General features: G+C 68.8%; 12 protein-coding genes and 1 tRNA gene. 7 read left to right on the top strand and 6 right to left on the bottom strand.

Annotated features, from left to right (window positions below; genetic code table 11):
- The 3 genes from AX685_RS02105 to AX685_RS02095 all read left to right on the top strand — a co-directional run.
- Positions 1-1,432 (top strand): dipeptidyl-peptidase 5 (locus AX685_RS02105; protein WP_066484899.1); only part of this gene is annotated, 1,432 nt, incomplete at its 5' end.
- 65 nt (positions 1,433-1,497) lie between these two features.
- Positions 1,498-4,236, top strand: a complete 2,739-nt coding sequence (locus tag AX685_RS02100) for a valine--tRNA ligase (RefSeq protein ID WP_066484896.1) — start codon at positions 1,498-1,500, stop codon at positions 4,234-4,236.
- A gap of 256 nt (positions 4,237-4,492) precedes the next feature.
- A complete protein-coding gene (locus tag AX685_RS02095; RefSeq protein ID WP_082740439.1) occupies positions 4,493-5,977 on the top strand; it encodes an MATE family efflux transporter in 1,485 nt (494 codons plus the stop codon).
- 10 nt (positions 5,978-5,987) lie between these two features.
- Here the strand turns inward: AX685_RS02095 and AX685_RS02090 are convergent, their stop codons facing one another.
- Positions 5,988-6,875 (bottom strand): diacylglycerol/lipid kinase family protein, encoded by an 888-nt coding sequence (locus AX685_RS02090; protein WP_066484892.1) that lies wholly within the window; start codon positions 6,873-6,875, stop codon positions 5,988-5,990.
- Positions 6,876-6,952: 77 nt separating this feature from the next.
- Between AX685_RS02090 and hemB the strand changes: the two genes are divergently transcribed.
- The 3 genes from hemB to AX685_RS02075 all read left to right on the top strand — a co-directional run bounded on the left by hemB (position 6,953) and on the right by AX685_RS02075 (position 9,019).
- Entirely contained in the window at positions 6,953-7,945 is a 993-nt protein-coding gene (hemB, locus tag AX685_RS02085; RefSeq protein ID WP_066484903.1) for a porphobilinogen synthase, read from the top strand.
- The gene (locus tag AX685_RS02080; RefSeq protein WP_066484888.1) at positions 7,942-8,472 is read left to right on the top strand and encodes a GNAT family N-acetyltransferase; all 531 of its coding nucleotides are present in this window, start codon (positions 7,942-7,944) and stop codon (positions 8,470-8,472) included. Before hemB ends, AX685_RS02080 begins: the two co-directional genes overlap by 4 nt.
- Before the next feature lie 82 nt (positions 8,473-8,554).
- A complete protein-coding gene (locus AX685_RS02075) occupies positions 8,555-9,019 on the top strand; it encodes a GNAT family N-acetyltransferase (RefSeq protein WP_231738509.1) in 465 nt (154 codons plus the stop codon).
- Between the two features lie 6 nt (positions 9,020-9,025).
- Here AX685_RS02075 and AX685_RS02070 read toward each other — a convergent pair whose 3' ends face one another.
- The gene (locus tag AX685_RS02070) at positions 9,026-9,535 is read right to left on the bottom strand and encodes a hypothetical protein (RefSeq protein ID WP_066484886.1); all 510 of its coding nucleotides are present in this window, start codon (positions 9,533-9,535) and stop codon (positions 9,026-9,028) included.
- Between the two features lie 83 nt (positions 9,536-9,618).
- On the opposite strand from AX685_RS02070, the gene AX685_RS02065 reads away from it, so the two are divergent.
- Positions 9,619-9,695 (top strand) — tRNA-Arg (locus tag AX685_RS02065).
- A 167-nt stretch (positions 9,696-9,862) separates the two neighbouring features.
- Here the strand turns inward: AX685_RS02065 and AX685_RS02060 are convergent.
- The 4 genes from AX685_RS02060 to AX685_RS02045 form a co-directional block, all read right to left on the bottom strand.
- On the bottom strand, positions 9,863-11,998 hold the full coding sequence (locus AX685_RS02060) for a TonB-dependent receptor (RefSeq protein ID WP_066484885.1): 2,136 nt from the start codon (positions 11,996-11,998) through the stop codon (positions 9,863-9,865).
- Between the two features lie 83 nt (positions 11,999-12,081).
- Entirely contained in the window at positions 12,082-12,312 is a 231-nt protein-coding gene (locus AX685_RS02055; RefSeq protein ID WP_066484884.1) for a hypothetical protein, read from the bottom strand.
- 96 nt (positions 12,313-12,408) lie between these two features.
- Positions 12,409-13,656, bottom strand: coding sequence for an N-succinylarginine dihydrolase (locus AX685_RS02050; RefSeq protein ID WP_066484882.1), 1,248 nt, complete (start codon positions 13,654-13,656; stop codon positions 12,409-12,411).
- A 2-nt stretch (positions 13,657-13,658) separates the two neighbouring features.
- A partial coding sequence (locus AX685_RS02045; RefSeq protein WP_197418452.1) for an arginine N-succinyltransferase occupies positions 13,659-13,902 on the bottom strand: 244 nt, incomplete at its 5' end.

Here is a 13,902-nt window from a genome sequence, read left to right as displayed (position 1 = left end):
CGTGGCGGTGACCGGCGCGCTGGTCGGCGACACGCCGTCGAAGCCGTTCGGCGGCGGGGAGGAAGTGGCGTGGGGCGCGGACGGCCGCACGCTCTATTTCGCGCTGCGCGAGGCGGGGCGGATCGAGCCGCTGTCGACCAACCTCGACATCTTCTCCACCCCCGCGGACGGCAGCGCGCCGCCGACCAACCTCACCGCCGTCAACAAGGCCACCGACACCCAGCCGGCGGTATCGCCGGACGGGACGAAGCTGGCCTATCTGGCGATGCGCCGGCCGGGCTATGAGGCGGACCGCTATGTCCTGACGATCCGCGACCTGCGCACCGGCAAGCTCACCTCGCTGACCGAGCGCTGGGATCGGTCGGTGGGGTCGATCCAGTGGGCGCCCGATTCGCGCGCACTCTACGTCACGGCGGAGGATGTGCAGGACGTGCCGCTGTTCCGCGTCGATGCGCAGACCGGGCAGGCGACGCGGCTGACGCAGGGCGGGCACGTCGGCGCGGTGGCGGTGGGGCCGAAGGGCGTGATCGTCGCGATCGACAGCCTGACCGCGCCGGGCGATTTCTACCGCGTCGCCGGAACGCCCGGCGCCGCGCCGCTGCGGCTGACCAATGTCAACGCGACCAAGCTGGCGGGCGTGGACATGCCCACGGTCGAACGCTTCAGCTTCAAGGGCGCGAACGACGACACCGTCTGGGGCTATGCCGTCCGCCCGTTCGGCGCGACCGGCAAGCTGCCGATCGCCTTCATGGTCCATGGCGGGCCGCAGGGTTCGAGCAACGACAGCTGGTCGTACCGCTGGAACCCGGCGGTGTTCGCGGGTGCGGGCTACGGGCTGGTCGCGGTCGATTTCCACGGCTCGACCGGGTACGGACAGGCATTCACCGACGCGATCCGCAGCAACTGGGGCGGCTGGCCGCTCGAGGATCTGCAAAAGGGGCTGGCCGCGGCGACCGCGAAGTTCGACTGGCTCGACGCGAACAACGCCTGCGCGCTCGGCGCCAGCTACGGCGGCTACATGATGAACTGGATCGAGGGGCGCTGGCCCGACCGGTTCAAGTGCATCGTCCAGCACGACGGCGTGTTCGACGCGCGCGCCATGGCCTATGAAACCGAGGAGCTGTGGTTCGACGAATGGGAACATGGCGGAAAGGCCTATTTCGAGGACCCCGCCGCGTTCGAGAAGTGGAACCCGGTCAACTACGTCGACAAGTGGAAGACGCCGCAACTGGTCATCACCGGCGAAAAGGACTTCCGCATTCCCTATACGCAGGGGATCGCCGCCTTCACCGCGCTCCAGCGCCGGGACATCCCCTCGCGCCTGCTGGTGTTCCCGAACGAGAACCATTGGGTGCTCAAGCCGAAGAATTCGCGCCAATGGTATGGCGAGGTGATCGGCTGGATGGATCGCTGGACGAAGGGCGCGCAGTAACGCGCTAGGATCGGCTACACCCCCCGACTTTCGCAGCCGGGACGGGTTCGTTATGGACCCGTCCCATGACCGAACTCGCCAAGACATTCGACCCCGCCGCCATCGAAGCCCGCTGGTACCGCCATTGGGAGGAGAAGGGGCTGTTCCGTCCCGACCGGCCGGGGGCGGAACCGTGGACGATCGTCAACCCGCCGCCCAACGTCACCGGCTCGCTGCACATCGGCCACGCGCTCGACAATACGTTGCAGGACATCCTGACCCGCCATGCGCGGCTGAAGGGCAAGGATGCCTTGTGGGTGGTCGGCACCGACCATGCCGGCATCGCGACGCAGATGGTGGTCGAGCGCCAGATGGGCGCCCGGGGCGAAAAGCGCACCGATTTCACCCGCGACGAATTCGTCGCGAAAGTATGGGAGTGGAAGGCCGAGAGCGGCGGGCAGATCACCGGCCAGTTGCGCCGGCTGGGTTGTTCGATGGACTGGGCGAACGAGCGGTTCACCATGGACGAGGGCTTCAGCAAGGCGGTGCTGAAGGTGTTCGTCGACCTGTACAATCAGGGGCTGCTCTATCGCGACAAGCGGCTGGTCAACTGGGATCCGGGCCTCGGCACCGCGATCAGCGACCTGGAGGTTGAGACGCGCGAGGTGGCCGGCAAGTTCTGGCACCTGCGCTACCCGCTGGAGGACGGATCGGGGCATATCGAGGTCGCGACGACCCGGCCCGAGACGATGCTGGCCGACATGGCCGTCGCGGTGAATCCCGAGGACGCGCGCTATACCGCGCTGATCGGCAAGAACGTGCGCCTGCCGATCACCGGCCGGCTGATCCCGATCGTCGCCGACGACCATGCCGACCCCGAACTGGGATCGGGCGCGGTGAAGATCACACCGGGGCATGACTTCAACGACTTCGAGGTCGGCCGCCGCGCCGGGATCGAGGCGCGTGACATGCTCAACATGCTCGATGCCAAGGCGCATGTGTGCCAGACCGCCGACGGGCTGATCCCCGCCGACCTGGTCGGGATGGAGCGGTTCGCCGCGCGCCAGGCGATCGTCGAGCGGCTGGAGGCGGTGGGCGCGCTGGTCCGTGTCGAGGACCGTACGATCCAGACGCCTTATGGCGACCGCTCTGGCGTGATCATCGAACCGTGGCTGACCGACCAATGGTATGTCGACGCCGCGACGCTCGCCAAGCCCGCGATCGAGGCGGTGCGGTCCGGCGCGATCCGGATCGTGCCCAAGACGTGGGAAAAGACCTTCTTCAACTGGATGGAGAATATCCAGCCGTGGTGCGTGTCGCGGCAATTGTGGTGGGGACACCGAATTCCGGCGTGGTATGGTCCAAGTTTAATTGGCGATGAACTTCACTACGACGTGCCTTTGCCGTTTGTGGCAACGGACAGCACGGACGCTCAGACTGCCGCAGAGGATTACCTTCCCTACGGTGGTCGCAAGGTCGTAGTGACTGATAGTCAAACTGCAGCGATCAACATGATGCTCGCCGATGAAGGGCAAGTGGCAGTGTATCTCTGGCACGACCCCGACGTCCTCGACACTTGGTTCTCTTCCGCGCTCTGGCCGTTCGCGACGATGGGCTGGCCCGAGGACGGCGACGCGACGCTCGGCGGCCGCTACCCCAACGACGTCCTGATCTCCGGCTTCGACATCCTGTTCTTCTGGGATGCCCGCATGATGATGCAGGGCATCCACTTCATGAAGGACGTGCCGTTCCGCACGCTCTACCTCCACGGCCTCGTCCGCGCGGCGGACGGCGCGAAAATGTCGAAGTCGAAGGGGAATACCGTCGATCCGCTCGGCCTGATCGACACCTACGGCGCCGATGCGCTGCGCTTCTTCATGGCGGCGATGGAAAGCCAGGGCCGCGACATCAAGATGGATGAGAAGCGGGTCGAGGGCTATCGCAACTTCGCGACCAAGCTGTGGAACGCCAGCCGCTTCGCGCAAGCCAACGGCATCGGCGGCGCCGACACGATCGAGCCGCCCGCCGCGACGCTGGCGGTCAACAAATGGATCGTCGCGGAAACGGTCGCGACGGTGCAGGCGGTCGACCTCGCGCTGGCCGACTATCGCTTCGACGCCGCAGCCAACGCCATCTACCAGTTCGTGTGGAGCCGCTTCTGCGATTGGTATCTGGAACTGATCAAAGGAAATATCGACGCCGAGACGAAGGCGGTCGCGGGCTGGGTGCTCGACCAGATCCTGATCCTGCTCCACCCGTTCATGCCGTTCATCACCGAGGAATTGTGGCACGCGCTGGCACCCAAGGAAACCGGGCGCGAACATGAGCTGATCGTCGCGCAATGGCCGATGCCCGATGCGCGCGCGCTCGATCCGGCGGCGGTCCGCGCGGTCGAGCGGCTGATCGAACTGGTCGAGAGCGTCCGCGCCGCGCGCGCCGAACTGAACGTGCCGCCGGGCGCGAAGATCGCGCTCCACACCGGCGCGGGTGCGGTGCCCGCCGATATCGCGCCCTATGTCGAGCGGCTGGCGCGCGTCACGCTGACCGCGGGTGAGGCGAGCGGCGCGCGCGCCCCGATCCTGTGGGGCGCGGAGACGTTCGCGCTCGCGCTGGACGGGGTGATCGACCTCGACGCCGAACGCGCGCGGTTGACCAAGTCGCTGGCCGCGGCGGAGAAGGAGCGCGACGCACTCGCCGGCCGGCTCGGCAACGCCAGCTTCGTCGAACGCGCCAAGCCCGAGGCGGTGGAAAAGGCGCGCGCCGACCATGCGGAAAAATCCGCCGACGCCGAGCGCTTCACCGCCGCGCTGGCGCGGTTGGGGTAAACCGCGTCCTCCGGCTTAGGTTGGGGGACAGGGTTGCGGCGGGCGGTGGCCGTTACGTTCCGTCACCCTGGCTTCCGGCCTGCGCCGGAACGCGGCGGCGTTTGCGGCGGCGGTTCGCTCGCCATGGGCTCCGGCGAAGGCCGGAGCCCATGGTTGCAGCGCGCAACCCTCGCCACCACGGCGGAACTGTCCTACGGCCCATCCGTCGTGCCACATCCGTGGTGGTGCCGATGACGACGAGCGGTGAGGCGTGGAGATGACGGATACAATGCCAGCGCCTCAACATTCGCAACATTCGCGGCCCCAGCGAAGCGGCCGCGATCTCACGTCCGGGGCCATCGCGCCGACGCTGCTGGCGTTCGCGCTGCCCACGCTGGGGTCGAACGTCCTGCAATCGCTCAACGGCTCGATCAACACGATCTGGGTCGGGCGCTTCCTGGGCGAGGACGCGCTGGCCGCGACCAGCAACGCCAATATCATCATGTTCCTGATGTTCGGGATGGTGTTCGGCTTCGGCATGGCCGCGACGATCCTGGTCGGGCAAAGCTGGGGGCGCCGCGACGTGGAGGGCGCGCGGCGCGCGTTCGGCTCGGCGGTCGGGCTGGTGCTGGCGGCGTCGGTCGTCACCGCGATCGCTGGCTATGTCTTCGCTCCGGAGATACTGACGCTGCTGGCGACGCCGGGCCGCGCCTATGACGAGGCGCTGGCCTATCTGCGCGTCATCTTCCTCAGCCTGCCGCCGTCGATGCTGCTGGTGCTGGTGTTCATGGGGCTGCGCGGGATCGGCGATTCGTTGACGCCTTTGTGGTTCATGGTCCTGTCGGTGGTGCTCGATTCGTCGCTCAACCCGGTGCTGATCCTCGGGCTGGGGCCGGCGCCGGCGTGGGGGATCGCCGGCTCCGCCGCGGCGACGCTGGTGGCAAACCTGATCTCCTGCGCGGTGCTGCTCGGCTACCTGTACTACCGCGACGTGCCGTTGCGGCTGCGCGGTGCGGAGTGGCGCTACCTGCTGCCCGAACGCGCGCTGACCCGGCTGATCGTGTCGAAGGGATTGCCGATCGGCGCGCAGATGCTGGTCATCTCCGGCGCGGGGCTGGCGATGGTCGGGCTGGTCAACCGCAACGGCGTGGAGGTGACCGCCGCCTACGGCATCGCGCAGCAGATCTGGACCTATATCCAGATGCCCGCGATGGCGATCGGCGCAGCGGTCAGCGCGATGACCGCGCAGAATATCGGCGCGGGCCGCTGGGACCGGGTGGGCGCGATCACCCGGTCGGGCATCCTGTTCAACCTGCTGCTGACCGGCGCGGCGATCGCGCTGTCGCTGGTGTTCGACCGTGCGATCCTGTCGCTGTTCGTCGGCGCCGACAGCGCCGCACTGCCGATCGCGCGGCATATCAACCACATCGTCACCTGGGCGTTCGTGCTGTTCGGCGTGACGATGGTGGTGTTCGGCACGGTGCGCGCCAACGGTGCGGTTTGGGGGCCGCTCGCGATTCTGTTCGTCGCGATGTTCCCGATCCGGCTGGGGGTGGTGGCGCTGCTCCATCCCGCGCTGGGCGTCGATGCGCTGTGGTGGAGCTTTCCGGTCAGCCTGTTCAGCAGCATGTCGCTCTCGCTGCTCTATTACGCCCGCGGGACGTGGCGAAAGGGCGCGCTGGTCGTCCCCGACGATCATGAGTGCGAGGAGCGCAGTCACGCCGATGTCGAGCCGGCCGGCGCGATGAAGCCGACCGCGTGAGGCGCCGGGGTCACCCCGCCGCGCGCGGCACCATTACCTCGATCACCCCGGGCGCGACATGCGCGGTGACGGGGGTATGCGCCAGCACTTCCCCGTCGATCGAGATCGGCAGCGGCGGGTCGGTGCGCACCCGGATCGATGTGCCGGTGAAGCTGACCGTATCGTGATGCCGTTCGGGCCGCCCAAGGAAGCTCCACGCCCAGTTCGTCACCAGCCGCCGCTTGTAATGGCCGCGCACCGCCTGCACGACGATAAGGCCGGAGGTCACCGACGCTTCGTCCACCAGCCAGGTGCCGCCGTGATAGGGACCGTTCGAGATGCGCACCTCCACCACGCGCAATTCCTTCTCGCCGCTGCCGTCGTCGACGAACAGGGTGAAGGGGCGGAACCTGCCCAATTGGTACGCCGCCCAGCCGAGATAGCCGACGCGCCCCGCCACCTTCTTCAGCTTGTGCGGCACGGTTTCGGCGATCTGCGGGCTGATGCCGATTGCGGCGCAATTGGCGAAATAATCCCGGTCGATCATCCCCAGGTCGATGCGTTGGGGAACGCCGCTGGCCAGCACGTCGATCGCCCCGTCGATGTCGAGCGGCAGGCCCAGCGTCCGTGCGAAGCTGTTGGCGGTGCCCAACGGCAGCACGCCCAGCACCACGTCATGCCCGACCAGCAGGTCGACCAGCCCGCTGATCGTCCCGTCACCGCCGCCCAGGATCACCAGATCGGGTTTCGCCTCCAGCGCCTGGCGAACGGTGCGGTCGAGGTGCGCGGGGTTCTTCACCGCATGCGGCGATACCTTGAACGGCAGGTCGCGCAGCCGGCGACAGGCATGTTTGAACAGCTTGCGCCCGCGGCGCGACTGCGCGTTGACGATCAGGGCGGCGGAACGGATTTCCCTCATGGCTGGCGCAACGCATGATCGGCGGTTTCGGACCCGTAACGCTTGCACCGGCGCGCGCGATGCGGGAAAGCCGCGGGATGACCGCCGCCTATCCCGCACTCCGCCTGCGTCGCACCCGCGCCTCCGGCTGGAGCCGCCGCCTTCACGCCGAAAACACGCTGACCCCGGCCGACCTCATCTGGCCGCTGTTCGTGACCGACGGGCAGGGGGTGGAGGAGCCGATCGCCACGCTGCCGGGCGTGTCGCGCTGGTCGCTGGACGGCATCGTCGCCCGGGCGAAGGAGGCGCGCGACCTCGGCATCCCGTGCCTCGCGCTGTTCCCCAATACCCCGCACGATCGCCGCAGCCACGACGGCGCGGAGGCCGCCAATCCCGACAATCTGATGTGCCGCGCCACCCGTGCGATCAAGGATGCGGTGCCCGATATCGGCGTGCTGACCGACGTGGCGCTCGATCCCTATACCGCGCACGGGCATGACGGGCTGGTCGATGACTCGGGCTACGTCCTGAACGATGCCACGGTCGAGGCGCTGGTGGCGCAAAGCCTTAACCAGGCGCGCGCCGGGGCGGATGTGATCGCACCCAGCGACATGATGGACGGGCGCATCGGCCTGATCCGCGCCGCGCTGGAGGATGAGGGGTTCGTCAACGTCCAGATCATGTCCTACGCCGCCAAATATGCCTCGGCCTTCTACGGCCCGTTCCGCGACGCGGTGAACACCCGCGGGCTGCTGAAAGGCGACAAGAAGACCTATCAGATGGATCCCGCCAATGCGCAGGAGGCGCTGCGCGAGGTGGCGCTGGACCTTGCCGAGGGCGCGGACAGCGTGATGGTGAAGCCCGGTCTGCCGTATCTGGATATCATCCGGCAGGTGAAGGACCGGTTCGCGGTGCCGGTGTTCGCGTACCAGGTGTCCGGCGAATATGCGATGATCGAGGCCGCGGTGGCCGCCGGCGCGGCGAATCGCGACGCGATGGTGCTGGAAACGTTGCTGGCGTTCAAGCGCGCGGGCTGTTCGGGCGTGCTGACCTATCACGCGGCCCATGCCGCGCGGCTGATGGGGGCGTGATCGAAACCCCGCGCCTGCTGCTGCGCTGGCCGGAGCCGGCGGACCGCGCACCGCTCCACACGATGTGGGCGGACCCGGCAGTCATGGCGCAGCTCGGCCCGGTCAAGGATACCGCCGCCAGCGACGCGACGATCGCGCGCCATGCCGCCTATCGTGCGGACGGGCTGGGTTTCCGCGCGGTGGTGCGCCGCGCCGACGGGCGGACGATCGGTTTCTGCGGGCTGAAGCCGGGCGCCCCCGACACGCCGATCGCGGGCGAGCTGGAGATCGGCTGGATGCTGACCACCGACAGCTGGGGGCAGGGCTATGCGCACGAGGCCGCGGTCGCGTGCATCGACTGGGCCTGGGCGCAGCGCCGCGAACCGCGCATCGTCGCGATCACCGCGTCGATCAATGCGGGCAGCCGGCGGCTGATGCAGCGACTGGGGATGCGCCATCTGCCCGCCATGGACTTCGATCACCCCGCCAGTCCCGACGGCGATCCGCTGCGTGCCAGCGTCACCTACGCCATCGACCGCCCGGCATGATCGGCACCCGTCGCCTGATCCTGCGCCCGTGGCGCCGCTCGGACGTCGCCTCGCTCTATGCGATGGGGCAGGATGCCGGGTCATGCGCTACCTCGGCCCGCCCGACAGCATGGCGGACTGCCGCCGGCTGAAGGACCGGATGACCGAATCGCAGGCGCGCCACGGCCATTGCTTCTGGGCGCTGGAACGGCGCAGCGACCGCGCCTTCATCGGGTTCTGCGGGCTCAAGCGCGGGCGGAAGGGCACGCCGATCGCCGGCGAGCTGGAGATCAGCTGGCGGCTGGCGCGCGACGCATGGGGGCAGGGGCTGGCGCTGGAGGCCGCGCGCGCCAGCCTGTCGTGGGGCTGGCGCAATCTCGATGCCCCGGCGGCGACCGCGGTGACGGTGCCGGCCAATTGGCGCAGCCGAGGGCTGATGGAGCGGCTGGGGATGCTGCGCGATCCGGGCGGCGATTTCGACCATCCCGACATGGCGCGCGGCGACCCGCTGCGCCACCACATCCGCTATCGCATCGCCCGGCCGGTCAAGCCGCCGCTGATGTCGTAGCGGGCGTCACGCGGGCGCCAGCGCGCGGGTGAGCGCGTCGATACGCCCGGTCTGCGCAACAGCGGCCTCCTGCGCCTCGGCGCGCGCCCTTTCCAGCGCGGGATAGGCGGGCAGCAGCGCCTGCGCGCGCTGTGCCGCCAGATCCTCCAGCTCGCCGACCGCCTCGCCGTGTGCGGCGCGCAGCGAATCGAGCTCGGCCAGCGCGGTCTGCGCGTCCAGCCATCGGTCGCTCCCCGCCGCCGCGCCCTGCGCCGCCCGCGCCAGCCGCTCCACGCGCGTCGCCGCCGTGTCGAACGCCCGCGCCGCCCCCTCACGCTTCGCCGTCGCCGCCGCGATGCGTGCATCCAAGGCGGGATCGGCGACCAGGGGTGCCGGTGCCGTCTCCGGCTCCTCGAACCCCGTTTTCTCGGCCGCACGCGGCGCGAGCGAGGGATAGACGGCGGAATCGGCGGCGCATCCGGCGAACAGGATGGCGACCAGCACGGGGGCGAGCGGGCGAAGCGGCAAGCGGTTCATGAAAACGGCGTAGGCGGTGAAGAAAAATGACGCAACGCACTTGCGCCCCTCCGATTCGCCGTCTAACAGCGCCGCTCCACAACGCGCCCGTAGCTCAGCTGGATAGAGCATCAGACTACGAATCTGAGGGTCGGACGTTCGAATCGTTCCGGGCGCGCCAAAGTTTTCCGCGAGGATGCGGGCGGAAGCCGGGTCAGAAATGGCCCGGCTTTTTTGCGTCCAGGCCCCATCTGATCGCGGCGCGCCAGGCCCTGAAACCACGAACGCCCGCCGCACCCCGATGAGGCGCGACGGGCGTCCGATGCGACCCCGGACGTTCGCGAAGGGTCAGATACCCATGCGCAGCGTCACCCGGATGTCGCGCCCGGCCAGCGGCGCGAAGTCCTTCAGCACGCTGGAATGGCGGCGCGCCTCCACGTCGAAGATGTTGTTGGCGGACAGCAGCAGGCTGCGGCGGTCGCTGCCGCCCCACGGCTTCCACGCCAGCGAGGCGTTGACCATCGTATAGCCATCGGTGCGCGTCTCGAACGCGGACAGGCGCGTCTGCGGGAAGGCGCGCTCCACCTCGACCCGGCCGGTCGTGGTGTCGCCGCGTGCCTCCAGCCCGCCGAGCAGCCGCAGCGGCGGGATGCGTGGCACCGGGCCGCGATCGACGACATTGGCGTGGACGTAATCGCCCATCAGGTCCGCGGTGATCGTGTGCGTGCCGATCGTGCCGAGCCGGGCCGATGCGTCCGCCTCGAACCCGTAATAACGTGCCTTGGCCTGCTGATACTGGAAGCAGGGCAGTTCGATGTCGCCGCCCGCCGCGGTCACGCAGGTCGCGGGATCGACCTGCGCTTCGTAGATGTAATTGTCGAACCAGTTGTAGTAGGCCGAGGCATCGAGGCTGAACACGTCGCTGTGTGCGTGCAGCGTCGCCTCGATCCCCCACGACGTTTCGGTGCGGAAATCGGGGTTACCCAGTTCATAGGCCTGGGTGCCCGCATGCGGCCCGTTGGCGAACAGCTCCTCCGCCGACGGCGCGCGGCCCGTGCGGGAGCCGTTGAGGCCGAGGCGGAAGCCGTCGCTGAACGCATAGGAGCCGCCGATCGAGCCGGACCAGCTGTCGAAGGTCCGCTGCCCGGTGAAGAAGCGATCCGCGCCGGAGGGCTGGGCGGTCTGCAGCGTGTGTTCGTAGCGTACGCCGCCTTCGGCCTTGAACCGGCCGTTGTCATATTGTTGCAGCGTGAACAGGCCGGTCTGCTCGGTGTTGTTGCGCGGCAGGAATGCCTCGTCACCGACGACGTTGAAGGCGCGGCTGAAATATTGCGCGCCGCTCGCCCCCTGCCAGCCGCCGCGCTTGGCCTGGACGACCTCCAGCCGACCTTCCAGCCCCTTGTTGTAGAAAGCGGTGCCGACCGCGCCGTCCTCTTCCAGTTCGAAGTGGCGGTAGCTGGCGTGCGCGGCGCGCAGGCGGATCGCCTCGATCACGCTGCCCTGCGGGGTGACTTCGGCGCGCAGGTCGTAGCGGTTCTGGACCACGTCGAGCCGCGGTGCCTCCTGCTCCTGGCCCGGCGCGGTCGCATAGCGGACGGGCACGCCGTACAGGCTGTCGTAATGGCCATAGGAGACGCCCAGCATCCCGCCGTCGGTGATGATCGACGCGCCGGCGCCCGCGGTCCATGTCTCGGCCGCACTGTTGGGCAGCTTGCCGCGCAGCGCGGCATTGGCCGCGAAATCGATGGGATCGTCCGGATCGGCCGGCAGCGCCGCCGACGCCAGCGCCGCCCGGCGCGCCTCGCGCGACAGGATGTAGCCGCCGGTGCGCAGGTCGTCCGACTTCAAATAGGAGCCATCGACGTGCAGGACCAGCGGACCTGCCACGGTCGCATCCGCCGCGCCGCCCACCGAGCGCTCGTTCGCGGCACTGCCGTAGGTGCCGATCGCATCAAGGCGATAGCCATTGTCGGGCAGACGCCGCGGGATGCGCGTGTCGACCGCGTTGACCACGCCGCCGACCGCCGACGAACCGTACAGCAATGCCGCCGGACCGCGCAGTACCTCGACACGCTCGGCCAGCAGCGGATCGATGATGACCGCGTGATCGACCGAGGTGTTCGATACGTCGATCGAACCGATGCCGTCCGTCAGCACGCGAATGCGATCGCCCTGGAAACCGCGCAGGATCGGGCGCGAGGCATTGGGGCCGAACGACGATGCCGATACGCCGGGCAACCGCGCCAGCGTCTCGCCGATCGTCGGTCGCAGCTGCCGCGTCAGCTCTTCGCCGGTCAGCACCGACGTGCCCTGCAGCACGTCCGCCTCGCTCTGGCGCAGCGGGGCGGTAACGATGATATCGTCCGATCGATGCGGATCGCTGACGCGCGACGGGGCGGGTGCGGCGTCGCTCGTCTGGGCGGCGGCGGGAAGCGCGGCGACCAGCGGGGCGAGCGCCAGCGTGGCAAGCAGAACGGATTTCATGGACAACTCCCTTTATGGGCGCTGTCTACCGGAACGTTACAACATATCAAGCGCTGTTCGCATCTGCGGCAACGCCATGGCGATCACAGCGGGTCGCCGCGTTCCGCCTCCATGTCCACCGCATCGAGGATCTTGGCGCCCGCCATAAACACCGCAGCGGTACAGGCGAGGAACAGGATTTTGCCCTGCACGCCCGGCATCATCCGCATATAGGCGAACCCGCGCTCCACCGCGCCGGTAGCGAGCGCATAGATCACCAAAAACGCCTCGAACTTGGTCTTGATGACGAACAGGCGGGCGATACGGCGGATCATGCCGGGGATAACGCACGAGCCGTGCCAATGGCTGAATCGCGTGGATTGCGGCATGGCCGACCTGGTTAACTGTCAATTTACCCGACAGCAATGCCGCTACAGCAGCGCAGTCAGGTCCAGCGCCTCCAGCAGCGTCGCGCGCGCGTACTCGACATGCGCGACCAGCGCAGGATTGCCGATCGCCTCCGGGGCGATCGCTTCCGGCCAGTGCGACTCGATCACCGCCGCGATCCGGTCCAGCTTCGCGTCGTCCACCAGAAAGCGCGGATCGACCGTCGCGGGATCGCACACCACGCGCAGCCGCAGGCACGCCGGCCCGCCGCCATTGGCCATGGATTCGCGCACGTCGACCACCTCGACGCGGCGGATCGGGCCATTGCCCGCGATATGCGCCTGCAACCAACGCCACACACGCGGGTGGCCCTGCGCCTCGCCGGGGACGATGAGCGTCGTTGTGCCGTCCGGCGGGGTCACCAGCTGGGCGTTGAACAGATAGGAGCCGATCGCATCGGCCAGCGATACCTCCGCGGCGGGCACCTCGACGATCTCCACGTCCGGCATGATCGCGCGCAACGCCCCGTAGAAGCCGTCGCGATCGGCGAACGCCTGTTCGTGCGTCAGCAGGATGCGTTCGTTGGCCACCGCGACGACATCGTTGTGGAACGCGCCCGCCGCGATCGCCTCGGGCGATTGCTGGACGTAGAGGACGCGGCCGGCATCCAGCCGGTGCGCGCGCGCGACCGCGCGGCTCGCCTCGACATGCTGACGCGCAGGGAATGGGCCGCCGCCCTCGCCATAGACGAACACCTCGATCCCCGGGGCATCGTGGGTCGCGGCCAGCCGCATATGGTTGGCCGCGCCTTCGTCACCGAACGGCGGGGGCACGGCATCGTGGACGGCGAAGGCCGGATCGGCGAAGGCGAGCCGCAGCTGCGCCAGCGTCGCGGGCCATTCGTGGCTGCGATGCGGCATGGTCAGCAAGTTGGCGACCGTCAGATGGCAACGCCCGTCGGCTGCATCCGCGGCGGGGGAAACGGTCGCGGCATTGGCCGCCCACATCGACGAGGCGGACAGCGCACGCGCCTTCATCACCGCATCGGCATCGGCATAGTCGGTGTGGAGCGCCGCGAGCCAGCGATGGTCGGGGCGCGCAGGAGGCACGAAGACGCCCTGCACCAGCCCCAGCGCCAGGTTCTCGCGCATCTTTGCCACCCCCTGCAACGCCGCCGCGCGGGGATGCGCGATCGTGCCGGCGTTGCTGGTCGCCGCCAGGTTGCCGGGGCTGAGGCCCGCGTAATTGTGGCTGGGGCCGACGATCCCGTCGAAGTTGATCTCGCGCAGCATCGTCACAGCCGCCCGATCCAGCTGATCGCGTCCCCCGCGCCGACCCCCAGCGCGCGGGCGCAAGCGGGGTCGATCGTGACCGCGCCGTCGCGCTCGGCGATGCGCCCATAGGCGCAGCGGAACGCCGCCAGCCGCCCGGTCGCGATCAGCGCCTCCGTCGCGCCCGGCGCATCGCCGACCGCATCGACGGTCGCATCGCGCGCGTCGCGGATCGTGCGCACCTGATCGGTGCGCGCGGTCATGGTC

The sequence above is a fragment of the Sphingomonas sp. CCH9-F2 genome, assembly GCF_001556735.1.
GTDB classification, from domain to species: Bacteria; Pseudomonadota; Alphaproteobacteria; order Sphingomonadales; family Sphingomonadaceae; genus Sphingomonas; species Sphingomonas ginsenosidimutans.
This window is presented reverse-complemented; position numbering and strand designations above follow the sequence as displayed.

What these genes read in the sequence shown, in the direction of transcription:
- AX685_RS02100 (WP_066484896.1), top strand. Translation starts at nt 1,498, where the DNA reads ATGACCGAACTCGCCAAGACATTCGACCCCGCCGCCATCGAAGCCCGC.
- AX685_RS02095 (WP_082740439.1), top strand. Translation starts at nt 4,493, where the DNA reads ATGACGGATACAATGCCAGCGCCTCAACATTCGCAACATTCGCGGCCC.
- AX685_RS02090 (WP_066484892.1), bottom strand. Translation starts at nt 6,875, where the DNA reads ATGAGGGAAATCCGTTCCGCCGCCCTGATCGTCAACGCGCAGTCGCGC.
- hemB (WP_066484903.1), top strand. Translation starts at nt 6,953, where the DNA reads ATGACCGCCGCCTATCCCGCACTCCGCCTGCGTCGCACCCGCGCCTCC.
- AX685_RS02075 (WP_231738509.1), top strand. Translation starts at nt 8,555, where the DNA reads ATGCGCTACCTCGGCCCGCCCGACAGCATGGCGGACTGCCGCCGGCTG.
- AX685_RS02070 (WP_066484886.1), bottom strand. Translation starts at nt 9,535, where the DNA reads ATGAACCGCTTGCCGCTTCGCCCGCTCGCCCCCGTGCTGGTCGCCATC.
- AX685_RS02060 (WP_066484885.1), bottom strand. Translation starts at nt 11,998, where the DNA reads ATGAAATCCGTTCTGCTTGCCACGCTGGCGCTCGCCCCGCTGGTCGCC.
- AX685_RS02055 (WP_066484884.1), bottom strand. Translation starts at nt 12,312, where the DNA reads ATGATCCGCCGTATCGCCCGCCTGTTCGTCATCAAGACCAAGTTCGAG.
- AX685_RS02050 (WP_066484882.1), bottom strand. Translation starts at nt 13,656, where the DNA reads ATGCTGCGCGAGATCAACTTCGACGGGATCGTCGGCCCCAGCCACAAT.